General features: G+C 68.4%; 19 protein-coding genes, 1 tRNA gene, 2 pseudogenes and 1 riboswitch. Of the genes and pseudogenes, 4 read left to right on the top strand and 18 right to left on the bottom strand.

Annotated features, from left to right (window positions below):
- The first annotated feature begins 279 nt into the window (after positions 1-279).
- A complete protein-coding gene (locus QFZ67_RS23160) occupies positions 280-1,095 on the top strand; it encodes a hypothetical protein (protein WP_307665933.1) in 816 nt (271 codons plus the stop codon).
- Between the two features lie 13 nt (positions 1,096-1,108).
- Here QFZ67_RS23160 and QFZ67_RS23155 read toward each other — a convergent pair whose 3' ends face one another.
- On the bottom strand, positions 1,109-1,435 hold the full coding sequence (locus QFZ67_RS23155) for a hypothetical protein (RefSeq protein WP_307662991.1): 327 nt from the start codon (positions 1,433-1,435) through the stop codon (positions 1,109-1,111).
- Between the two features lie 99 nt (positions 1,436-1,534).
- On the opposite strand from QFZ67_RS23155, the gene QFZ67_RS23150 reads away from it, so the two are divergent.
- A complete protein-coding gene (locus tag QFZ67_RS23150; RefSeq protein WP_307662990.1) occupies positions 1,535-1,765 on the top strand; it encodes a DUF4287 domain-containing protein in 231 nt (76 codons plus the stop codon).
- Between the two features lie 92 nt (positions 1,766-1,857).
- Here the strand turns inward: QFZ67_RS23150 and QFZ67_RS23145 are convergent, their stop codons facing one another.
- Both QFZ67_RS23145 and QFZ67_RS23140 read right to left on the bottom strand, forming a co-directional pair.
- Positions 1,858-2,748 carry a Bax inhibitor-1/YccA family protein gene (locus QFZ67_RS23145; protein WP_307662989.1) on the bottom strand — a complete coding sequence of 297 codons (891 nt, stop codon included), beginning with the start codon at positions 2,746-2,748 and terminating at the stop codon, positions 1,858-1,860.
- Positions 2,749-2,898: 150 nt separating this feature from the next.
- Positions 2,899-2,984: transfer RNA gene (locus QFZ67_RS23140), tRNA-Leu, on the bottom strand.
- 390 nt (positions 2,985-3,374) lie between these two features.
- On the opposite strand from QFZ67_RS23140, the gene QFZ67_RS23135 reads away from it, so the two are divergent.
- Together QFZ67_RS23135 and QFZ67_RS23130 are read left to right on the top strand one after the other, a co-directional pair.
- Positions 3,375-4,145, top strand: coding sequence for an ABC transporter ATP-binding protein (locus tag QFZ67_RS23135; RefSeq protein ID WP_307662988.1), 771 nt, complete (start codon positions 3,375-3,377; stop codon positions 4,143-4,145).
- 50 nt (positions 4,146-4,195) lie between these two features.
- Positions 4,196-6,745 carry an ABC transporter permease gene (locus tag QFZ67_RS23130; protein ID WP_307662987.1) on the top strand — a complete coding sequence of 850 codons (2,550 nt, stop codon included), beginning with the start codon at positions 4,196-4,198 and terminating at the stop codon, positions 6,743-6,745.
- 62 nt (positions 6,746-6,807) lie between these two features.
- Here QFZ67_RS23130 and QFZ67_RS23125 read toward each other — a convergent pair whose 3' ends face one another.
- The 15 genes and pseudogenes from QFZ67_RS23125 to QFZ67_RS23055 all read right to left on the bottom strand — a co-directional run bounded on the left by QFZ67_RS23125 (position 6,808) and on the right by QFZ67_RS23055 (position 22,115).
- Entirely contained in the window at positions 6,808-8,097 is a 1,290-nt protein-coding gene (locus tag QFZ67_RS23125; RefSeq protein ID WP_307662986.1) for a cyclopropane-fatty-acyl-phospholipid synthase family protein, read from the bottom strand.
- Between the two features lie 287 nt (positions 8,098-8,384).
- Positions 8,385-9,770, bottom strand: coding sequence for an NAD(P)/FAD-dependent oxidoreductase (locus QFZ67_RS23120; RefSeq protein WP_307662985.1), 1,386 nt, complete (start codon positions 9,768-9,770; stop codon positions 8,385-8,387).
- A 370-nt stretch (positions 9,771-10,140) separates the two neighbouring features.
- Positions 10,141-11,055 (bottom strand): Ppx/GppA phosphatase family protein, encoded by a 915-nt coding sequence (locus QFZ67_RS23115; RefSeq protein WP_307662984.1) that lies wholly within the window; start codon positions 11,053-11,055, stop codon positions 10,141-10,143.
- Positions 11,052-11,589, bottom strand: a pseudogene (locus tag QFZ67_RS23110) (DUF501 domain-containing protein). Before QFZ67_RS23110 ends, QFZ67_RS23115 begins: the two are co-directional and overlap by 4 nt.
- Before the next feature lie 62 nt (positions 11,590-11,651).
- Positions 11,652-12,125, bottom strand: a complete 474-nt coding sequence (locus tag QFZ67_RS23105) for a septum formation initiator family protein (protein ID WP_307662983.1) — start codon at positions 12,123-12,125, stop codon at positions 11,652-11,654.
- 97 nt (positions 12,126-12,222) lie between these two features.
- On the bottom strand, positions 12,223-13,509 hold the full coding sequence (gene eno, locus QFZ67_RS23100) for a phosphopyruvate hydratase (RefSeq protein WP_307662982.1): 1,287 nt from the start codon (positions 13,507-13,509) through the stop codon (positions 12,223-12,225).
- A 310-nt stretch (positions 13,510-13,819) separates the two neighbouring features.
- Positions 13,820-14,491: a transglycosylase family protein gene (locus QFZ67_RS23095; RefSeq protein WP_307662981.1), complete on the bottom strand. Its 672-nt coding sequence runs from the start codon at positions 14,489-14,491 to the stop codon at positions 13,820-13,822.
- 3 nt (positions 14,492-14,494) lie between these two features.
- Positions 14,495-14,667, bottom strand: a riboswitch (cyclic di-AMP (ydaO/yuaA leader).
- A 286-nt stretch (positions 14,668-14,953) separates the two neighbouring features.
- Positions 14,954-15,850, bottom strand: a complete 897-nt coding sequence (locus QFZ67_RS23090) for a transglycosylase family protein (RefSeq protein ID WP_307662980.1) — start codon at positions 15,848-15,850, stop codon at positions 14,954-14,956.
- Positions 15,851-15,962: 112 nt separating this feature from the next.
- On the bottom strand, positions 15,963-17,198 hold the full coding sequence (locus tag QFZ67_RS23085) for a cytochrome P450 (RefSeq protein WP_307662979.1): 1,236 nt from the start codon (positions 17,196-17,198) through the stop codon (positions 15,963-15,965).
- Positions 17,195-18,178 (bottom strand): nucleoside triphosphate pyrophosphohydrolase, encoded by a 984-nt coding sequence (locus QFZ67_RS23080; protein WP_307662978.1) that lies wholly within the window; start codon positions 18,176-18,178, stop codon positions 17,195-17,197. The genes QFZ67_RS23085 and QFZ67_RS23080 overlap by 4 nt, the downstream gene beginning before the upstream one ends.
- 22 nt (positions 18,179-18,200) lie before the next feature.
- A complete protein-coding gene (locus QFZ67_RS23075; protein ID WP_307662977.1) occupies positions 18,201-18,851 on the bottom strand; it encodes a SurA N-terminal domain-containing protein in 651 nt (216 codons plus the stop codon).
- A gap of 377 nt (positions 18,852-19,228) precedes the next feature.
- Positions 19,229-19,401 (bottom strand): annotated as a pseudogene (locus tag QFZ67_RS23070) (GtrA family protein); the annotation flags it as partial.
- 128 nt (positions 19,402-19,529) lie between these two features.
- The gene (locus tag QFZ67_RS23065) at positions 19,530-20,054 is read right to left on the bottom strand and encodes a hypothetical protein (protein WP_307662976.1); all 525 of its coding nucleotides are present in this window, start codon (positions 20,052-20,054) and stop codon (positions 19,530-19,532) included.
- Positions 20,055-20,116: 62 nt separating this feature from the next.
- The gene (locus QFZ67_RS23060; RefSeq protein ID WP_307662975.1) at positions 20,117-20,863 is read right to left on the bottom strand and encodes a hypothetical protein; all 747 of its coding nucleotides are present in this window, start codon (positions 20,861-20,863) and stop codon (positions 20,117-20,119) included.
- 508 nt (positions 20,864-21,371) lie between these two features.
- The gene (locus QFZ67_RS23055) at positions 21,372-22,115 is read right to left on the bottom strand and encodes an ATP-binding cassette domain-containing protein (RefSeq protein ID WP_307662974.1); all 744 of its coding nucleotides are present in this window, start codon (positions 22,113-22,115) and stop codon (positions 21,372-21,374) included.
- Between the last annotated feature and the right edge of the window lie 252 nt (positions 22,116-22,367).

Here is a 22,367-nt window from a genome sequence, read left to right as displayed (position 1 = left end):
GCGGAGGCGAAGCGGAACGCGACCAAGAGAGCGAGCGCCTCTGCTAGAGCTTTCGGGCCTGCGCGGAACTCGAGTCGTGACCGAATCTCCCCCAGGATGTGACCTACCTCCTGGGGGAGAGCCCTTTCCCCAGGTCAGCACTGCTTTCACGCTAAACACAGGACACAAAGTCCTGTCCAATTCGTGACGTAATGCACTGACAGGGGGCGCGCGCTGACCGCAAGCTGATGTAGGAAGTCGGGGGGATCGAGTGAAACCGGGAGTAAGTCAGTGAGCGCCATGTCTCTTGCCCTGCTGCTGACCACGGCCGCAGCCACGGCCGTGGGTGCCGCTGCCCTGCACGCCGCCCACGGGCTCCGTAAGCAGGTCACGGCCCTGCGCACCGAACTGGTCACCGCGCACGGCACCAGCCGCATCGCCTCCGTACCACAGGCCCGCACCGCCCCGGCTGCCGAGATACGCGCCGCCGTCGCCGAGGCGCTCGCCGAGGAGCGGGAGCGCGAACTGGCCGAGGCGCGCGCCTTCTGGGCCGCGCAGGAGTCCCGCGACGCGGCGGACGCTCCCTCCCTGCTGGGCGGCCTGGCCGCCCCGGGCGACGAGCTGCCCTTCTACGTCCCGCGCCACTCCGACTTCGCCGGCCTCGAGGCGATGGACTTCGAGGCGGCCGAGGCGCTCGACGAGCTGGCGGACCTGCCCGAGGTGACGGAGTTCGCCGAGGACTCCCCCGAGCTGGCCGCGGCCCGCCGCCGCCATCCCTCGCACCCGGACTTCGTCCCGGTCCAGACCCCGGTGATCACCGACCACGAGCGCACCGTGGCCCGCCTCGAGGAGCTCGCCGAGACGCGCACGGCCCTCGCCGACGTACGGCCGGGACCGCTCGGCACGCTCGATGTGTACGTCTTCGCAGACGGCACGACGCTCTGTATGACCCCCGGCCACCGCGAGACCGCCGAGCAGCTCGCCGAGGCACTGCGGGCCGGCGACACCCCGGTGCTGCTGGGCGGCTCCGGCGTCGCGGGCGCTTATGCCCTGACTTTCGCGTGCGGCGAGGAGAGCGTCTATATCCTCGCGGACCGCGTCATCGCGTCGCTGTAGACCCGCCCGCGGGCTACAGCCCCGCCCGCCGGGCGGCCGCTTCAACGAGACCCACGGCCTCGTCCACCTCCCCCAGGGACCGGGACGGGGCCGTTCGCAGCGCTTCGGCCAAATCGTTCCCGGCGACGTTAAGTTGATCCGCAACTGCGAACAGGCCCGCCTCCGGCATGATCCGCGGGGCCTCCCCGGGCGTCTCGATCCGCTGGGCCCGCACCGCCAACTCCCTGGCCAGCGCCAGCCCTTCGGCCGCCGCACCCCGGCTCAGCCGGCTCTGCGGGGCGGCCCGCAGACGGTCGGCGAAGCGGTCGACGGCGGCCGTCAGCTCAGTCGTATCAAGCACTCCGCGACCCTACGCGCCACCCCGGCACTGTTGCCAATCCGCGAACCCTCAGGCACGGTGGCGTTAAGGACCACACGCGCAAAGCGTCCGGAGGCGCCGATGTCCCAAGTCTTCTCCGAAGAGACCCATCGCAACCTGCTCTCCAGAATCCCCCACTGCACCGGTCGTGAAATCTCCGACTGGCTCCGCACCGTCGATGAAGGCCCCTCCCTCTTCCGCTTCGAGGAGAAGGTCAGCTGGCTCCGGAGCGAGCACAACCTCGCATACGGACATGCCAAAGCGATCATCCATGAGTACGACCTGAGGCGCGCCGCGCGCAAACTGCTCTAGGTCCCGAGACGCCGAAGAGCCCGCGGGCAATCCCCGCGGGCCCTTCGTCACGGCCTGGACGGCCGGTCCCGGACAGAGCCGGTCCCGGACGGTCAGTCGTTGCCGTTGAGGATCGACAGCAGTCGCAGCATCTCCAGGTAGATCCACACCAGGGTCAGGGTGAGGCCGAAGGCCGCCAGCCAGGACTCCTCGCGCGGAGCGCCGTACGCGAGCCCGTCCTCGACCTGCTTGAAGTCGAGGGCCAGGAAGCACGCACCGAGGATGATGCCGATGACACCGAAGAGGATGCCGAGGCCGCCGCTGCGGAAGCCGAGGCCGTCACCGCCGCCGATGACGGCGAACAGCAGGTTGACCACCATGAGCAGCATGAAGCCCATGGCCGCGGCCATCACAAAGCCGTAGAAGCGGCGGTTGACCCGGATGAGCCGGGTCTTGTACGCGATGAGCACACCGGCGAAGACGCACATGGTGCCGAGCACCGCCTGCATCACTGTGCCCGGGCTGATGTAGGTGCTGACCGCGCTGGAGATCACTCCGAGGAAGACACCCTCGAAGGCGGCGTAGGCCAGGATCAGCGCCGGCACCGGCTTGCGCTTGAAGGCCTGAATGAGCGAAAGGACCATGGCCACCAGGGCCGCGCCGATCGCGATGCCGTACGACTTGCCGATGTTGGCCTCGTCGACGGGCAGCAGGACCCAGGAGAGTACGGCGGTGAGGACGACCGTGCCGAGCGTCATGGCGGTGCGCGCCACGACGTCGTCGATGGTCATCACATTGGGACGGGCGGGGGCCTGCGGACCCGCGCCGAACTGCGTGTCCGCGGGTGCGTACGGGTTGGTCGCGTACGGGGCGGCCGCGCCCTGGGCGTAGGGGTTGTTTCCTACGGCGGGGCCCCCGGCCTGCGGCTGCTGCGCGTTGAACCCCGCGTAGCCATTGTCGCGGCTGAACCCCCGTCGCGAGAAGACCGGGTTACTGCTCCTCATCTCACTCCTCCATGGCCACCCTGCGCGGCCTTGGGGTCAAGAGTAATGCGGGAGCAAAAGAAGCACCCTAGTGCTCGGGGAGGATCTTTCCGCGATCGTGACCGCAGCGGCGTCCGCCGGGGCGGGCACCGCCAGGTGCAGAGGGCGGTGTGGTGCCCGGAACCGGACTTGAACCGGTACGCCCCCGAGGGGCAGCGAGGTTTAAGCTCGCCGTGTCTGCATTCCACCATCCGGGCGTGGCGCGCGGGTCCGCGTTGGCACTTGAGCCTATCCGGGTAGACCCCCCGGTCCGTGGCACCAGTGGCCCGATGTTGTCTTATTTTATTGACTTCTGAGGGTGTGTCAGTGCAGGTAAGAGGGCATTCGTACCCGCCCCGCCCGGCCCGTGGCCGCCACCGTCCGCGCGCGGGATTGACGGAAAGTCGCCGCCCCCTCCGCCGTCTCCTCCACCGGCCCCTCCCCCTCGCCGGATCTCAGGGACGCCGTCATACCAAAGGAGGACGATCCGGCGCTGCGGTCCGACTGAAGAGGGCCCCAGGAACGGGCACCGGGGCTGACGACTCGCCGCCGGATGGCGGAAAGGATGGTCTCGTTCCCGCAGACCACCTCGACAGGAGAGCCCACTCGTGACCACGACCCCCCTCGCTCACCGCGCCACCGCAGTGGCCGCCCGCGCCACGGATCTGTCCAAGGTGTACGGACAGGGCGAGACCCAGGTGGTCGCGCTCGACCGGGTCACCGTGGACTTCCGGCAGGCGGAGTTCACCGCGATCATGGGCCCCTCGGGCTCCGGCAAGTCCACGCTGATGCACTGCGTGGCCGGCCTGGACAGTTTCAGCTCCGGGTCCGTACGGATCGGTGAGACCGAGCTCGGCTCCCTCAAGGACAAGCAGCTGACCCAGCTGCGCCGGGACAAAATCGGCTTCATCTTCCAGGCGTTCAACCTGCTGCCGACGCTGACCGGACTGGAAAACATCACTCTCCCGATGGACATCGCGGGACGTAAGCCCAACAAGCAGTGGCTGCAGCAGGTCATCGAAATGGTGGGCCTGCAGGACCGGCTCAGCCACCGCCCCACGCAGCTCTCCGGCGGCCAGCAGCAGCGCGTCGCCGTCGCCCGCGCCCTCGCCTCGCAGCCGGAGATCATCTTCGGTGACGAGCCGACCGGAAACCTGGACTCGCGCTCGGGCGCGGAGGTGCTGGGCTTCCTGCGCAACTCCGTACGTGAGCTCGGTCAGACCGTCGTCATGGTCACCCACGACCCGGTGGCCGCCTCCTACGCCGACCGGGTGATTTTCCTGGCGGACGGCCGGATCGTCGACGAGATGCTGCACCCCACCGCCGACGGGGTCCTCGACCGGATGAAGGAGTTCGACGCCAAGGGCCGGACCAGCTGAACGACCGCTGTTCCCCACCCTCCGGCTCTCACCCCAGGACTGACACAGACATGTTCCGAACCGCCCTGCGCAATGTGCTCGCGCACAAGGCCAGGCTGCTGATGACCGTGCTCGCCGTGATGCTCGGCGTGGCCTTCGTCTCCGGCACCCTGGTCTTCACCGACACCCTCGGCAACGCCTACCGCAAGCAGTCGGCCAAGAGTTACGACAACGTCGCGGTCGCCGTCACGACATACGCCGACCAGACCGACGGCCAGAAGAATTCCAACATCGACGCCAAGACCCTGGAGAAGATCCGGAGTCTGGACGGGGTCGCCGAGGCCACCGGGCGGGTCTCCGGCTTCGCCGGGGTCGCCGACCAGGACGGCAAGCTGATCGGCAACGGCTGGTCCAACACCGGCGCCAACTTCGCCCCCGGCAAGGACGGCAAGGACGCCGCGTACACCTTCACCGACGGCTCGGGCCCGGTGAAGGACAGTCAGATCGCCCTCGACAAGGACTCCGCGGACAAGGGCAAGTACCGGGTCGGGGACACCGTGCGGGTGGCGACCAACGGCCCGGCGAAGGAGTACACCCTCTCCGGTGTCTTCACCACTGAGGACGGCGCCGTCAACGCGGGCGGCAGCCTCGTCCTCTTCGACACTCCGGTCGCCCAGAAGCTCTATCTGCAGCCCGGCTACTTCAAGGACGTCACGATCGCCGCCGCGGCCGGCGCCTCCGACCAGAAGATCCTGGACGAGGTCAAGCCGCTGCTGCCCAAGGACGCCGAGGCGCAGACCGGCAAGCAGCTCGCCGACGACCAGGCCCGGGAGATCGAGCAAGGCCTGTCCAACCTCAACACGATGCTGCTCGCCTTCGCGGCCATAGCCCTCTTCGTCGGCGTCTTCCTGATCGCCAACACCTTCACCATGCTGGTCGCCCAGCGCACCAGGGAACTGGCCCTGATGCGCGCCGTCGGAGCCTCGCGCCGACAGGTCAAGCGCTCGGTGATGCTCGAGGCGCTGGTCGTGGGCGCGCTCGCCGCCGTGATCGGCTTCGTCCTCGGTATCGGGCTGGCGACCGGGCTGCGTTCCGCGATGGGCTCCTTCGGCGCGAAGGTGCCCGCCGGTCCGCTGGTCGTCTCGCCCACCGCGATCGCCTCCGCACTCGCCGTCGGTGTACTGGTCACCGTGCTCGCCGCGTGGCTGCCCGCCCGCCGGGCCGCGAAGATCCCGCCGGTGGCGGCGATGGGCAGCGCCCATCTGCCCGCGACCACCAAGTCCCTCGTCGTACGCAACACCCTCGGCAGTGTCATCACGCTGGCGGGTGCGGGGGCGATCCTCGCCGGTGCGGCGATGGGCAAGGAAGCAGGCCGGATGGTGATCGGCGCAGGCGCGTTCCTGACGCTGATCGGCATCATCGTGCTGATCCCGCTGCTGTCCCGTCCGGTCATCGCGCTGGTACGGCCGCTGCTGCACCGGGTGTTCGGGGTGTCCGGCAAGCTGGCCGGGCAGAACGCGGTCCGCAATCCGCGCCGTACCGGAGCCACCGCCTCGGCGCTGGCGATCGGCCTCACGCTGGTCACCGGCCTCACGGTCATCGGTGTCACGCTCGGCGGGGCCATCGACAAGCTGACCACGGACAACATCCGCGCCGACTACATGGTCACCATGGCGGGCGGCGGCGCCCTCGACAAGTCGGCGCTCACCGCGCTGGAGAAGGCGAAGGGCGTCAGCGCCGTCTCCCCGCAGCAGGCCACCTCGGTGGAGATCAAGGACGAGTTCCACTCCGCCTCGGCGGTCACTCCCGGGGACGTGGAGAAGGTCTTCGATCTGCAGACGGTCTCCGGCTCCATGGCCACGCTCGGCAAGGGCCAGATCGCGGTCGCCGAGAAGACCGCCAAGTCGAACGGCTGGAAGGCCGGCGACACGGTCGCGGTCAAGTTCGGCTACGACAGCGACGGCGGCAAGGCGGATACGAAGACCCTGACGGTCGGCGCGGTCTACAAGGAAAACGAGTTCCTCTCGCCGGTCCTGCTGTCGACGTCGCTGGTCGCTCCCTACGAGCCGAAGCCGTACATCCCCGAGGTCTGGGTGAAGATGGACGGCGGCGCGAGCAAGGCGAACGAGCAGGCGCTGGTGGACGCGCTGGGTGACAACCCGGCGATGAGCATCATGGACCGGCAGGACATCCGGAACATGTTCGGCGGCATGATCAACACCATGCTGAACATCATGTACGGACTGCTGGCGATGGCTCTGATCATCGCGGTGCTCGGTGTCATCAACACCCTCGCGATGTCCGTCTTCGAACGTCAGCAGGAGATCGGCATGCTGCGGGCGATCGGCCTGGACCGCCGGAAGGTCAAGCGCATGATCCGCCTGGAGGCGGTGGTGATCTCGCTCTTCGGCGCGGTGATCGGTGTTGCGCTCGGCTCCTTCCTGGCCTGGGCGATCGGCGAGACGATCAAGTCGGAGATCCCCGGGTACGCGCTGGTCGTGCCGTGGGACCGGATCGGGATCTTCCTGCTGCTCGCCGGAGTGGTCGGGGTGCTGGCCGCGCTGTGGCCGGCCCGCAGTGCGGCGAAGCTGAACATGCTGACGGCGATCAAGACGGAGTAGCAGTACGGGATGTGAGGGGCCCCGCGACCGGGAGTCGGTCGCGGGGCCCTTTGCGTACGCGCTCAGTGCCAGTCGCGGGCCCGCAGCGGAAGCCCGGACTCCCCGCTCTCGGGGGTCTTCACGGCCAGGATCTGGTTGACGCCGATCCTGTTCCGCTCGAAGGAGACCGCGGACGCGGCCATGTAGAGCCGCCAGACGCGGGCCCGGCCCGGCGAGCTGTGCCGCACGGCCTGGCGCCAGTTCGCCTCCAGGTTGGTGACCCAGCGGCGCAGAGTGAGGGCGTAGTGCTCGCGGATCGACTCGACGTCGCGGACTTCGAAACCGGCTTCCTCCAGGGTGCTGACGGTACGGCCGAGGGGAGCGAGTTCGCCGTCGGGGAAGACGTATCGGTCGATGAACTCATCGACGTGGTAGGCGGATTCGTCTCTTTCGGGACGGCGGGCGATCTGGTGGTTGAGCAGCCGGCCGCCGGGCTTGAGGAGGGAGAAGAGCTGGTCGGCGTACTCGTGGTAGCGGACCTGGCCGACGTGTTCGGCCATGCCGATGGAGGAGATGGCGTCGTACGGGCCGTCCCTGACGTCCCGGTAGTCCTGAACGCGGATCTCGATCCGGTCGGTGAGGCCCTCTTCGGCGATGCGCTTGCGGGCGTAGGCGGCCTGCTCGCGGGAGAGGGTGACGCCGGTGACCTGAACGCCGTACTCGCGTGCGGCGTGGACCGCCATGGAGCCCCAGCCGCAGCCGACGTCGAGGAGCCGGTCGCCCTCCTTGAGGGCGAGCTTGCGACAGATGAGGTCGAGCTTGTCGCGCTGCGCTTCTTCGAGGGTGCCGCCGTCCTGCCAGTAGGCGCAGGAGTAGACCATGGAAGGCCCGAGGACGAGCTCGTAGAAGTTGTTGCCGACGTCGTAGTGGTGGCTGATGGCCTTCTTGTCACGGCGCCTGGTGTGCAACGGCCCGGCGCGCCGTCGGACTTCCTCGGGGGGCGGTGGCGGCGGGGGCAGCGCCCCGCCGATCTTCAACAGCCCGCGGGCCGCGGCGCGCAGCCTGGGGTCGAGAAGCGGATTGCCGCTGTCCTCGGCCCCGTCGCCGCGAACCCAGATCAGCCCGGAGAGCAGATCGAGGACGTGGTACAGATCCCCCTCGACATCGATCTCGCCGGCCACCCAGGCCCTGGCGAGCCCGAGCTCCCCAGGCCGCCACAGCAGCCGGCGCAGGGCGCGGCGGTGCCTGATGACGAGTACGGGAGCGCCTGGAGGTCCGGATTCACTACCGTCCCAGGCCCGGATACGGACCGGGAGCGGGGTCCCCAGCAACTCCTCGGCAAGAGTGGTCAGCCGCAGCGCGGCGTCGCCCATGGCGCACACCTCCGTGACGATGGATCCCAGAAATGCTCCTGCACCAGGCTGCGGTGGACAGCGCGGTGCACTCCTGAGAACAATCCGACCACTGTGCGTGCTTCCCGGCGGCGCGCAATGCCCAGGCAAAATACATGCTCCCCACATATACCTGGCGGAACGGCCACGCGTTCGAGGATGGGGACGGGCGCGCGGGCTGGCCCGGACACAGCAAACGAGCCCGGACACAGCGAAGGGGCCGCCCGCACCACGGATGGCGGGCGGCCCCTTCGCGGGCTTGCCTGGAGCTAGGAGGCCTTCGCCTTCTCCGGGGCCGGCGCTGCCGCCGCCGGAGCCGGAGCCGGCTTGGCCGCCTCGTAGAACTCCTCGCGCGGCGTCTCGATCGCGCCCAGCGAGACCACCTCGCGCTTGAGGAACATCGCCAGCGTCCAGTCCGCGAAGACCCGGATCTTACGGTTCCACGTCGGCATCGCCAGGCCGTGGTAGCCACGGTGCATGTACCACGCCAGACGGCCCTTGAGCTTGATCTTCATCTTGCCCATGACGATCATCGCGACGCCCTTGTGCAGGCCGAGACCGGCCACCGCACCCTTGTTGGCGTGGCTGTACTCCTTCTGCGGGAAGCCCCGCATGCCGGAGATGACGTTGTCGCCGAGGACCCGCGCCTGACGCAGCGCGTGCTGGGCGTTCGGCGGGCACCAGGCGTTCTCGACGCCGGCCTTGCGGGCCGCCATGTCCGGGACCTGCGCGTTGTCGCCCGCGGCCCAGATGTAGTCGGTGCCCTTGACCTGGAGCTTGTCGGTGCAGTCCACATGGCCGCGCGGGCCGAGCGGCAGGCCGTAGCGCGCCAGCGCCGGGTTCGGCTTCACGCCGGCCGTCCACACGATGGTGTTGGAGTCGACCTCGAGGCCGTTCTTCAGCACCACGTGGCCGTCCACGCAGGAGTCCATCGAGGTCGACAGGTAGATCTCGATGCCGCGGCCCTCGAGGTGCTCCTTGCCGTACTTGCCCAGCTTCGGGCCCACCTCGGGAAGGATCTTGTCGGCCGCGTCGACCAGGATGAAGCGCATGTCCTCGCGCTTGACGCTGGTGTAGTACTTGGCCGCGTCGCGCGCCAGGTCCTCCACCTCGCCGATGGTCTCCGCGCCGGCGAAGCCGCCGCCCACGAAGACGAAGGTCAGTGCCTTGCGGCGGACGTTCTCGTCGGTCGTCGAGTCGGCCTTGTCGAGCTGCTCGAGTACGTGGTTGCGCAGGCCGATGGCCTCTTCGATGCCCTTCATACCGATGCCCTGCTCGGCGAGGCCGGGGATCGGGAAGGTGCGGGAGACCGCGCCGAGCGCGACGACCAGGTAGTCGAAGGGCAGCTCGTACGCCTCGCCGACCAGCGGCGAGATCGTGGCGACCTTGCGGTCCTGATCGATGGTGGTGACCCGGCCGGTGAGCACCTCAGCCTTGGGCAGCACGCGTCGCAGCGGGACGACGACATGCCGAGGCGAGATGCTGCCGGCGGCAGCTTCGGGGAGGAAGGGCTGGTACGTCATGTACGAGCGCGGGTCGACGACCGTGACGGTCGCCTCGCCGTAGCGCATCTTCTTCAGAATGCGACGAGCTGCGTACAGGCCTACGTACCCACCGCCTACAACGAGGATCCTGGGACGCTCCGTGGTGCTCATGCCATCGAGTATCCACCCCCCTCAGGGGGGGTGCTCGTGAGCCCCTTCACAAGCTGTCGACCCACCTCTGCTACACTGCGCGGCCCACGTGACCGAGGTCATGGCGCGGCGGGGGAACCACGGTATAAGGGGAAACGTTGTTCACCCCTCGTGAGCTGGACCCTAAGGGACCTCCCGTAGGTGAACCAGCGGCCCGCTTCACACCTCCGTAACGCGCCCCGCGCCGCCCCGAACACACCCAGCGGGGCGGGGCGAACGGGCCGGAGGGGCCTTTCGGCCCCCCACAGCACCCCTCAGGGGCCTTTTCCTTGTGAAGAACTTCACGAAGTTCGTTCCGAGGCTGATTCAGAGGGTGTTTCAGAGGCCGCTTCTAAGCGATCGACCAGGCGATCCCGTCCAGGATGTCGTGCTCGCTCACGACCACCTCCGGCACCCCGATCCGCTCCATGATCGCGAGCAGTACGAGCGCCCCGGCCCCGATGACGTCAACCCGCCCCGGGTGCATCGCCGGGTGTGCGGCTCGCTGCTCGTGGTCGGCCTTCAGCAGCGCGTCGCTGATCGCCTTGACCCGGGTGTACGGGATCCGCGAGTGGTGGATCCTCGTCGGGTCGTACTCGTCGAGACCGAGCGCGATCGCCGCCACCGTCGTCACCGACCCGGCGAGGCCGACCAGGGTCTGCGCCTCGCGGATCGGGACGGTCTCCTCGGCGAGGTCGAGCGCGGCCTCGATGTCGGCGCGAATCGCGGCGACCTCAGCGGGCGTCGGCGGGTCGTGCCGGATGTGCCGCTCGGTCAGCCGTACGCAGCCGATGTCCACGGACCGCGCGGCCTCGACCTCCTCATGGCCGACGACGAACTCGGTCGAGCCGCCGCCGATGTCCACCACCAGGCGCTCCTCATGGCCCGGCAGCTCCCTCGTGGCGCCGGTGAAGGAGAACTCCGCCTCCTCGTCCCCGGTGATCACCTCGGGTTCGACGCCCAGGATGTCGAGCACTCCGCGGACGAAGTCGTCCCGGTTGGACGCGTCGCGCGAGGCGGAGGTGGCCACGAAGCGGATCTTCTCCGCGCCGTGCTTCTTGATCACTGCGGCGTACTCGCGGCAGGCCGCGAAGGTCCGCTCCAGCGCCTCGGGTGCGAGGCGCCCGGTCCGGTCCACGCCCTGGCCGAGCCGGACAATCGTCATCCGCCGGTCGAGATCGGCCAACTCACCGGTGGCCGGGTCCGCGTCGGCGACAAGCAGCCGGATGGAGTTCGTACCGCAGTCGATGGCGGCGACCCGGGTCACTTCTCGTCCCCTTCTTCGAACGGCGTGACGCACGGGCCCTTGCGCCACCACTCGGGCAGCATCGCGATCGCCTCGTCGCCCAGCGGATTGACGCCGGGTCCCGCCGCGAGCGAGTGGCCGACCAGGACGTGCAGGCACTTCACCCGGTCCGGCATGCCGCCCGCGCTCGGGAAGCCCTCCAGCACCTCGATGGCGTCACGGCGTGCGATGTAGTCCTCGTGGGCGGCGCGGTACTTGGCGGCCAGCTCAGGGTCGGTCGCGAGGCGCTCGTTCATCTCCCTCATCACGCCGTTGGCCTCCAGCGTGCCGATCGCCGAGGCGGCCCGCGGGCAGGTCAGGTAGTACAGCGTCGGGAAGGGGGTGCCGTCGGGAAGCCGCGGCGCGGTCTCGACGACGTCGGGCTGACCGCACGGGCAGCGGTGCGCGATGGCGCGCAGTCCGCGCGGCGGACGGCCGAGCTGCTTCTTGAACGCGGCGGTCGATGTCCGCGTCGGTGGGCTCGGTCGGGGCGGTGGTGGGAGGGGGCGTTTCCATGCCTGCCTTGGTTCTACTTGGTTCCAGCGGTGCTTCTGTGTGGCTGCTGCTTGCCGCGGCTGCTACTTGGTGCGGTCGGCGTTGTCGACGCCGTCCCAGACGTTCGAGTACCAGGGGCGGTCGGTCGCCCCCTCTTCGGTGCGGCGCTTCTCGGCGGCCTCGGGGTTGATCATGATGTAGCCGGTCTCTCCCGGCAGCACGAGATGCAGGTGCTCGCGGGCGAGGCGCCGGATGTACATGTCGTCCTGGAGCCGCGCCTTCTCGTCCCTCAGCCGCTCTACCTGCTCCTCGGCGTCCGCCATCCGCCGCTCCTGGTCGGCGATGTCGGCGCGCTGGGAGACGTACTGCCGCATCGGATAGGCGAGCGCGACGGCCAGCGAGCAGACCACCAGGGCCAGAAAGGCCGCGCGGCCGGTGAGCCGGGAGCGGCGGGCCTGCCTGCGGTTCTGCGACCGGTAGACGCGAGCCGCGGTCTGCTCGCCGAGCAGCCGAATCCTGGTCGCGGTGGAGAACCGATCGCGGTCCTGCCCGGCCATGTCCCGCCTCCCCATTACGTACCTACGTCCCCGGACACGGTACGGGACCGCGGCCGGGGACGTACGTAAGGGAGAGCGTCAGCCCTTGCTGTGCTTATTAGTTCGCATAGCGAAACCGCGGAAACGCCGAGCGGCCCGCGTACACCGCGGCGTCGTCGAGGATCTCCTCGATGCGCAGCAGCTGGTTGTACTTGGCGACGCGCTCGGAGCGGGCCGGGGCGCCGGTCTTGATCTGGCCGCAGTTGGTGGCGACGGCCAGGTCGGCGATGGTGACGTCCTCGGTCTCGCCGGAGCGGTGAGACATCATGCACTTGAAGCCGCTGCGCTGGGCGAGCTCGACGGCGTCCAGGGTCTCGGTCAGCGAACCGATCTGGTTGACCTTGACGAGCAGGGCGTTCGCGGCGCCGTCGTCGATGCCGCGGGCGAGGCGCTCCGGATTGGTGACGAAGAGGTCGTCGCCGACGATCTGGACCTTGGTGCCCAGCTTGTCGGTGAGGACCTTCCAGCCGGCCCAGTCGTCCTCGAACAGCGGGTCCTCGATGGAGACGAGCGGGTACGCCGCGACGAGCTCCTCGTAGTACTCCGTCATCTCGGCGGCCGAGCGGGACTTGCCCTCGAACTCGTACGAGCCGTCCTTGTAGAACTCGGACGCGGCGACGTCGAGCGCGAGCGCGATGTCCTTGCCGGGGGCGTAGCCGGCTTCCTTGATGGCCTCGAGGATCAGGTCCAGCGCGGCGCGGTTGGAGTCGAGGTTCGGCGCGAAGCCGCCCTCGTCGCCCAGGCCGGTGGACAGACCCTTCTGCTTCAGGACCTTCTTGAGGGTGTGGTAGACCTCGGCGCCCCAGCGCAGGGCCTCGGAGAAGGACTCCGCGCCGATCGGGGCGATCATGAACTCCTGAATGTCCACGTTGGAGTCGGCGTGCGAGCCGCCGTTCAGGATGTTCATCATCGGAACGGGCAGCAGGTGCGCGTTCGGGCCGCCCAGGTAGCGGAAGAGCGGCAGGTCGGAGGCCTCGGAGGCGGCGTGCGCCACGGCGAGGGAGACGCCGAGGATCGCGTTGGCGCCGAGCGAGGACTTGTCCGGGGTGGCGTCCAGGTCGAACATCGCCTGGTCGATCAGGCGCTGCTCGGTGGCGTCGTACCCGACGAGTTCCGGGCCGATCTGCTCGATGACGGCGAGGACGGCCCTCTCGACGCCCTTGCCCTGGTAGCGGTTCTGGTCACCGTCGCGGAGCTCAAGAGCCTCGAACGCACCGGTGGAGGCGCCGGACGGAACAGCAGCACGACCCGTGCTGCCGTCGTCGAGGCCAACCTCGACCTCGACCGTGGGGTTGCCTCGGGAGTCCAGGATTTCCCGGGCTACGACGACGTCGATGGACGGCACGAGCATCTCCTTCTGGGATGTGACGCTAAATGTGACGCAAGCAGTGGGACTCAAGCAGTGCGGGGCAGTGCAGGGGTCTCCTTGGCCTTGCGACAAGAGCCTAACCGGCTCCGGGGCATCGGTCGGCCGGTGCCCGCCCGCTGGGACGGAAAAGGGCATGAACAGGCAGTGACAAGGCAGAACCCCGGCCCGGCGCGTACGGGGGATGGCGCGCCGGACCGGGGTGGTCTGGGGCCCGGGGGGTCAGCTCGGGCGGAGCCGGGTCGGCCGACTCGGGGGAACCGGGTCAGCCGACTCGGGCGGAGCGGGGTCAGCTCAGGTGGAGCTGCTGGCCCGGGTAGATGACGTCCGCGTCGTCGATGATGTCCTTGTTCAGGTCGAACAGCTTCTGCCAGCCGCCCTTGACCTTCTCGGTCTCGGCGATCTTGCCGAGGGTGTCGCCGGCCTTGACCTTGTACTCGCCGTCGCCCTTCTTGAAGCCCTTGGCCTTCGCGTCGGGCTTCGCCGGGGCGGCGGGGCGCTCGGAGCGGGTGGTGGGAACCTCGGCACGCTTCGGCTGCGCCGGCTGCGTGGTGCCGGCGTCGGCGGCGCCGTCGTTCGCGGCGTTGGACAGGTTGACGCCGCAGTTCGGCCACGCGCCCTTGCCCTGGCCGGCCAGGACCTTCTCGGCGACCGCTATCTGCTGGGACTTGGAGGCCTGGTCGGCGCTCGCGGCGTACTGCGTGCCGCCGTACGCGGCCCAGGTGGAGGGCGAGAACTGCAGGCCGCCGTAGTAGCCGTTGCCGGTGTTGATGGACCAGTTGCCGCCGGACTCGCACTGGGCGACCTGGTCCCACTCGGAGGTGGTCGCGGCGGACGCCGAGGTGGCGCCGAGGAGCGGGGCGGCGACGGCCGCACCGGTGACGCCGGCGATGGCGGCGAAACGCGTAGTCCGATTGAAAACGTTCGGGCGACGGTGCTTGCCCTTGCTGGAGAACAGCATGGAACATCTCCTCACCGACGCCTACGAGGTGAGCTGTCGGGTTCGGGCCAAGTGAGTTGCCCGGCCGCGCGTCCTGCGCGCGGCTTCACCCCAAGCCGGTTGGAGCCGTCGTTCTCAACGGCCGGGGCCGGCGCTTACCTTGGGTCCCCCGCTCCTGCCTTCGGCGCTCTGCGCGACGACTCTCCCCCCGACCGTCGGCAGGATTCGGCGTGACGGTCAGCGGTGCCCGCGGTGGCGAGCGGTCAGACCGTAAACACACCTCTCCCCGATGTTCAAAGGTGAACATCGGGGAGAAATCGCCCATCTCGCCGCCCCAGTCACTCCCGTTTCCGCAGGTGAAGGGCGGAATGAGTGGTTCCGCCGGGCAAGTCACGGCAGTTGGGACAAAGAGACCCTTGTCTCACTTGCACAGACTCGGACATAAGCCCGCGAAACTGACCTCGAACTGGCGGCGAATTACCCCTACTTCACGCCCAGATCGAGGCTCTGGCCAGGAAGAATGAGGTCGGGGTCGGCGCCGACGGTCTGCTGGTTCGCCTCATAGAGCGCGGTCCAGCCGCCGGAGAGCTTCTGCTCGTCGGCGATGACCCACAGACTGTCGCCCGGCCGGACGGTGTACTCACCGGGCGCGGCGTCCGCATTGCCCGTCTCGCCCGCCTCATCCGGGTTGCCCGCATTGTCGCGTGCCGAACCGTCACCTCGCGAGGCATGGCGGCCCGCTTCGCGCTCATTGTCCGTATTGCCCGGCTCGGTCTGCTCCGGGGCGGCCTCGCCGCGGTGCTTGCCGCTGCCGCTGTCGGCGCCGAGCGACGCGTCCGAGCCCGCCGACTCGTCGGGCTCGGCCGACCCGGCAGGGCCCGCGGTCGGCTCGGCAGACGCCGCCGTGGTGGGCTCGGCGGAGGGGTTCGTGGGTATGAGCGACTCGACCGGGGCGCTCTGCCCGGGCGACGGCACGATGCCCGGGTCGACGCCGGTCGCGGCGCCGTCGTTCTTCAGGCCGGCGAGTTCCGCGCAGCCGGGCCACGCCGCGGGGCCCTGCGCGTCGAGGACCTTCTCGGCGACCGCTATCTGCTGCGAGCGGCTGGCGAGGTCGGCGCGGGCCGCGTAGTCCGTACCGCCGAAGTCCTGCCAGGTCTCCTGCGAGAACTGAAGCCCGCCGTAGTGCCCGTTGCCGAGGTCGGCGCTCCACATGCCGCCGCTCTCGCACTCCGCGACGCGGTCCCACACGGAGGCGTCGGCGGCGGAGGCCGAACCGGCGCCGAGAAGGGGGATGGCGATGGCCGATCCCGTCACCCCTGCCGCGACAACAAGGGCAGGAGCCTGACGAGGTCGGCGGTGTCGCCCGTTCCCGGAACGCATGCGGTTGCCTTTCACGTGACTGGTGAGACGACGGTGAACGTAGCCGCATTCGAACGCGAGTCACAAGTCGATGCAGCGGAGATCACGTGAAAGTCACAGTCTTGACAATGCGTCAGATCTGTCGAGCGGTGAACTCAACCGGCAGGGTGCGCAATCCGCGCATAATGAGACCCCCACGCCACCGCAAATCGGCCGGATCGCCCGCAAGCCGCAAGTCCGGCATTCTCCTGAGCAGCGTGGCGAGCGCGGTCTGCCCCTCAAGACGCGCGAGGGGCGCGCCGAGGCAGTAGTGGATGCCGTGCCCGTACCCGAGATGCTGATTGTCGCGCCGGGACAGATCGAGGCTGTCCGGGTCGGCGAACCGCTCCGGGTCCCGGTCGGCGGCCGCGAGTACGACGAGTACGGGATCGCCCGCCGCGATCCGCTGCCCGCCCACGACGAGCGCGTCGGTGGCGAACCGCCAGGTGGCGAGTTCCACGGGCCCGTCGTAGCGCAGGAGTTCTTCGACACCGGCGGCCAGCAGCTCGGTCTCACCGGCGGCGAGGGACGTCTGGAGCCGCTCCCGCTGTTCCGGATGGCGAAGCAGGGCATATACCCCATTGCCGATCAAGTTCACGGTAGTTTCAAAACCCGCGAAGAGAAGGATGAAGGCCATGGCAGCGGCCTCGTTCTCGGTGAGGTGCTCGCCGTGGTCGCTGGCCCGGATCAGCCCCGAGATCAGGTCGTCCCCGGGCTCCTCCCGCTTTCGGTGGATCAGCTCCGCGAGATAGCCCCGCATCTTCTTCACAGAACGGGCGACGCCGCCGCGCGGCCCGCCGCCGTGGCGGATCATCATCCCGGCCCAGTCGCGGAAGTCGTCCTGGTCCTCGCGCGGGACGCCGAGCAAGTCGCAGATGGCATAGATGGGGAGCGGGAACGCGAACTCATGAATCAGGTCCGCCTCCCCCTTCTCCACGAACCCATCAATGAGCCGGTCCGTCAACTCCTGTACGCGCGGGGCGAATTCGGCGACCCGGCGCGGGGTGAACGCCTTCGACACCAGCCGCCGCAGCCGGGTGTGGTCCGGCGGGTCGATGTTCAGCAGATGGGTCATCAGCTCGGCCTTGCGCTCGCCGGGGATCCCCGTCTTCCCCTTGGCGTGGGCGGGCTCGTCGTGATGCGCGGGATTCTTGCTGAGCCGCTGGTCGGCGAGGGCCTGCTTGGCATCGGTGTACCGCGTCACCAGCCATGCCTCGACCCCGCTGGGGAGGGTGGTCCGGTGGACCGGCGAGTTTTCCCGGAGCCACGCATAGGCGGGGTAGGGGTCGGTGGCGAACTCCCAGGTGAACAGCTCGGGCTGAGCGCTCACTCCTGCCCCTCGGCGGCGCGGATCGCGTCCCGGTAGGCGCGGGCCGCTGCGCGCAGGGCGGCCTCGGGGTCGGTGCCGGACTCCTCCGCCCGGACGGCCAGGGCGAGCAGTTCGTAGCCGGTGCCCGGGCCGGCGGGGAGCGGGACGTCGAGGCCGGCGGTACGGACCCGGCCCGCGAGTTTCGCGGCGAGGGCGAGGCCGGGCTGGCCCAGCGGCACGCCGTCCGTCACGGAGTCGCGCTGCTTCTCGATCGCCTTCGTGCGGAGCCAGTGCTCCTTCACGTCCTCCGGCGTCTCGGCGTGCTCGTCGCCGAAGACGTGCGGGTGGCGGTGGATGAGCTTCTCGACGATCGTCCCGGCGACGTCGTCGATGGAGAACGCCTCGGCCCCGTCCTCATCGCGGCCTTCCTGCGCGATGCGCGCGTGGAAGATGACCTGCAGGAGTACGTCGCCGAGCTCCTCGCGCAGCTCGTCGCGGTCGCCGTCCTCGATCGCCTCGACGAGTTCGTACGCCTCCTCGATGCCGTATTTGGCGAGGCCCTTGTGGGTCTGGGTCGACGACCAGGGGCACTCGGCGCGGATCCGGTCCATGACCTGGACGAGGTCGAGGAGACGGGCGCCGGGCAGGTCGTACGAGCCGGGGAGCAGCTCCAGGTCCGGCATCTGCACCCGCCCGGACCCGGCGAGCCGGGCGAGCCCGTCGGTCAGGGCCGTATCGCCCTCGCCGGAGGGGACGACCACGACGGTGCGCCCCCCGGCGCAGGCGTCGACCAGCTCCTGCGCGGTGACGGCCGTTATCTCCACGGCGACACCGGCCTCGCGGAGATACGGCAGCTGGGGGTGGGCCCCGTCGGCGCAGAGCACCCGGTCGGCGGCGTGCAGCGTCTGCCACGCGGGCCAGGACAGCAGCCCGGGCGCGACGCGGTGGCTTGCGGTGAGCAGAACGATTCGGCCGGGGGCGACTGGTGCTTCTGTGGTCACCCCTCGAACCTACCTCGCGCCGTTACGCACCCGCCTCGACGGGCTCCGGCTCCTTGCTGACCTGGGTGATCCACGGGGCCTTGTAGTTGCCGAGCTCGAGTTTCCGGTCGTCCCAGGTGCCGAAGCGGGGGTTGACGTCGATGTCCAGCGCCTTGGCGGCGGTGGTGAATGCCTGGTTCAGCTTCTGCTGGCCCTCGGGGGTGTTGGTCGCGCCGAGGGCTTCGGCGAGCTTGCTGACCAGGATGTCGCGGCGTACGACGTCGCCCAGCTGGTCGGGGGCCACGCCGCGCTGCTGCAGATACATGGCCGCGAGCTGCTCCTCGCCACCGGACTGCTGCACGAGGGCGGCCCGCCCGTCCTGGATCTCCTTGCGGCTGACCTCGACCCCGGCGTCGTCGGCGGCGCGCTGGACGACCCGCTCGACGATCAGGTCGTAGAGCTTGGCGCGGCTGAGCTGCCCGCTGTCCTTGATGAGCTGGGCGGACTGGGGGGAGCGCTGCTGGGCGGCACGCACGTCCTTCACCTTCGCCTGGACGGTGGACACCTCGATCCGCTCCCCACCGACGACGGCGGCGGCCCCTGGGTGAGCCTCACTGCCGCAGGCGGCGAGGAGGGGCGCGGCGACGAGCAGCGCGGCTGAGACGGTGAGCGCGGTGCGACGGCGGCGGTGCAAAGGAGCCTCCCGGCGTGCGGCGTGATTGTGCGACGATGCACAAGACCCTGCGGTGATCGATGTTAGGCAGTCTCCCTGGCCTGGGCCACTGATTCGACCGACGATTCGCCGGAAGTTGCGATACACCCGGCAGCCGTCAGCCCGGCCCGGCCGACCTTCACCTCGCGTTCGACGCGCGCCGCCCAGCGGGCATCGAAGCCATGACGGGCGTGATGCACCTGCGGGCTACGGTGATCGCGGGACGGATGAAGGACCTGGAACATGCGGACGCCCGCCTGGCCGAGGCCCGCGCCCTCGCCCTCGCCCGGACCACCGGAGAGCTGCCCGACTTCGGGGTCACCTGGGCACCGACGAACGTCGGCGTCCACCCCGTGGCCATCCACCAGCAGATAGACGCCGCTCGTGGTGACCACGAAGTTCGCGGCGTCGGTGAGCGGGAAGAGGAAAACCTTCGCCAGCTCGGGTGGGTCTTGTACGTGATGTACGAGGTCGGGAAGAAGGACCCGACCATGCTGAGCGCGAAGGCGACGACATGCGCCGCCACATGCGGGGTCAGCAGGGTCAGGGCGAACCGTCGACGGTCGGCCGGGTCCCGATGCCGGCCGGTGCGGTCGGCCCGCTGCCCGTGATCACCGTGGGCTGAGCGATCCCGCCCGCACGGGCAGGGAAGCTGAGAGGTCAGGAACTCTCCTCGTTCTGCTCGCTGCTGCGCAACAGAGGGGCGCGGAACAGTAAAGCTGTTCCCATACAAAAGAGCCCCAGCGCGCATCCTGCGGAGAACAGATCGCCGCCTTCATGGAGTGCCCATGCCCACCACACCGGTCGATGCCCCTGCATACCGAGCGACGCGATGAAAAAAGGCACGAAGGTGCTGACAGCAGCAGCCACCCGGTAATTCGTCAGCCAGCGGATCGTCAACCCGAGACCCAGGTACCCCACCACATTACGGCCGACCGCAATGCCATCGGGGACTATTGGGGCAGAGACCAGCGCGACCACTGCCACTGTCACCACGAAGATCGCATCCATGACGGGGACAGACCGGACGGCGACCTTTTCCGCAGCATGGTCGGCACGACTCTGCCCGTAGAGAACGATAAGTGTTGGCAGTATGGGGGCTAGATAACGTAACGGCAGCCCCGTACCCAAGGCACCTGCAATCGACGGCAGCGGTACAGAAGATGACGGGATGACGACTGCCACGCAGCCGACGAGAAGCAGCGACCCGAAGATGGCCGGCGCCGCGCGTACCCGTAGCCACCAGCTCACTCGGCACTTCCCGCATAAGCCGACGGATCGATCTGGGGCTGTGTCACGCAGTCGGTCAGTGCCGCTCGGTTTGTCCGGTACCAGTTCAGTTGGGCTTCGGCGGGGAGAGCACGTACCTGCTGGACAAGAGACAGGGTCTTGCCTCCGTCGCCGAGGACACGCTGTGCCACGTCGTCCGCCCGGCCTCCAGCCGTAAGTTCAAGCCACGTCGCCACCGGCGCACCCGCCCGACCGCCAGGCCATGCAGCGCCCTTCTGAGCACAACTCGGCGCATCCTTCGGCATAACGCTGCCCACCAAGGAAGCGAGGACCCTGGCCCGTGTTGGGCCAACGAATGACGGCGTATAGGTCTCTGGCAGATCAACGCCAGCTTCTTTGAGGCGCTTCGTTCCTTCTTCCAGCCACATCCTGAACTTACTGGCGTCATGCTGTTGTTCCGGCCAGAGACAGATGCGAGGCGTACCCGAAGAACAACTCAGGGCGCTGACATCACGATTCCGGGTCGGGTCGTACCCCATGGGCATCACCAGCGGCACGGCGACGGCACAGGCCACCGCCACCGGCGCAAGCGCGAGCAAACGGCTCATCGCGCTACGCCCGCCGATGATGACGAGAGCCGCCACGAAGAGTCCCAAAGCGACGATGGCCGGAGCCTGGAGCGCGCGTGGGTCCAATGTGCGGTCAACTGCACAGCAGTAGTCCAAGTTGGTGCCGTTCAAGCGCCGCAGCCACAGCGGGTCCATGGCCACAGGGTAGGCAAGCCACAGAAAGGTTCCGACAGCTACCGCAGGCACCGCGAGGATTCCAGGCAGGAGCCAGCCCACGGCATACCCCAGAGACGCGTATGTGCAGACCAAGAATGCCAGCAATGCAATGACCCTGAAGTCCGGAACTCCCGGGGCTCCCTTGGCCCCCTCGGCTACACAGAAGAGGGCCCACGCGATGCAGAGCATCCCTACGGCCCCGACGACACCCAATTGCTGCAACATCACGGCGACCGGCGAGCGTACTGCTGCGCCTCCGTCTGCTGCTATCTGCGAACGCTTGAGCCGGACGGCCTCCCAAGTTCCCGCTGCCGCACAAAGGGCCACAGGAAAGATGCCGATATAGGATATCTGAGCCGTCGCCGCTTCCCAGTATCCAACGGTGAAAGTAAAGTCGGGAGAGCGCGAAATGAGCCACATCCAAGCAGCGACAGGCATGAAGCCCCACACCGCACCCGACGTGCGTAGCAGTGATCGCCAGGGCATTTCAGACCTCCCTGCTTATATACCCGATGTACGCAGCCTCGGCCAGCCGCCCTGGAGCAGCATCGGGGGGCGCTTCGGCAAGGAAGCGAGGAACTGTTCCTTGGTAGCGAACTACCCCTCCGTCCAGCACGATCACCGTATCGAATATGTCCGCCAGGTCTTCCGTCTGATGAGTGGAAACGATGAAACTCGTGTCCTCGGAAAGCTCTGACAGGAGATCGCGGAATACGCCACGCTGGTGCGGATCCAGCCCAGCCGTCGGTTCGTCCATGAGGACGACGTCAGCGCCATGAACAAGCGTCTGCGCAATCCCGAGACGCCTCAACTGACCGCCGGACACCTCACGCCCACTTCGGTTCGTGAGTTCCGCCAGTCCAACGCGATGGAGCGCGCCTGCGGCGGCATCCCACGCATCCCGCCTGCTCATGCCCTTCAGCCAGCCTGCATAAGCGACCTGCTCGCGGAGCTTTAATCCAGCGACAGGTTTGACATACTGAGGCAGCCAGCCAACCGCCTTGCGGTATTCCTTGCGGAATTTTCTGGAGCTGGGCGTCAGCCCGTTGAGGCTGACGTGCCCGGACGCAGGACTCAGAGCCGTGGCTGCGATTCCGAGTAGGGTGGATTTACCTGCACCGTTAGGACCGAGCAGGACAGTGCAGCCCGAATCAAAGGTAAGTGACAGACCATCGAGCACGCGTCGCGTGCGCCGATATCCAAAAGTACAGTGACTGATCTCGAGTTTCATAGGGCCTCAAGTGATGAAGTCGGGGCTTGCCAATAGGCAAGCCCCGCAGGGTGGTTCGCTGAGTGACGGTTACCAGTAGATCCCGACGTTCCTCACAGAGATTACGTAAGGACCTTCGTACGCGAAGTAGTAGGTCCCACTTTTCACATCCCCCCAGCTGCTGGCATTGCAAGTGTTGATCCTTGTCCCCATGTCCTCATCGGGGATTCCCCCTCTCACCCGATACAGAGTGATTGGCGCCGAGAATCCGCC

Origin of the sequence: Streptomyces sp. V1I1, assembly GCF_030817355.1 — a bacterium.
Classification (GTDB): Bacteria; Actinomycetota; Actinomycetes; order Streptomycetales; family Streptomycetaceae; genus Streptomyces.
This window is presented reverse-complemented; position numbering and strand designations above follow the sequence as displayed.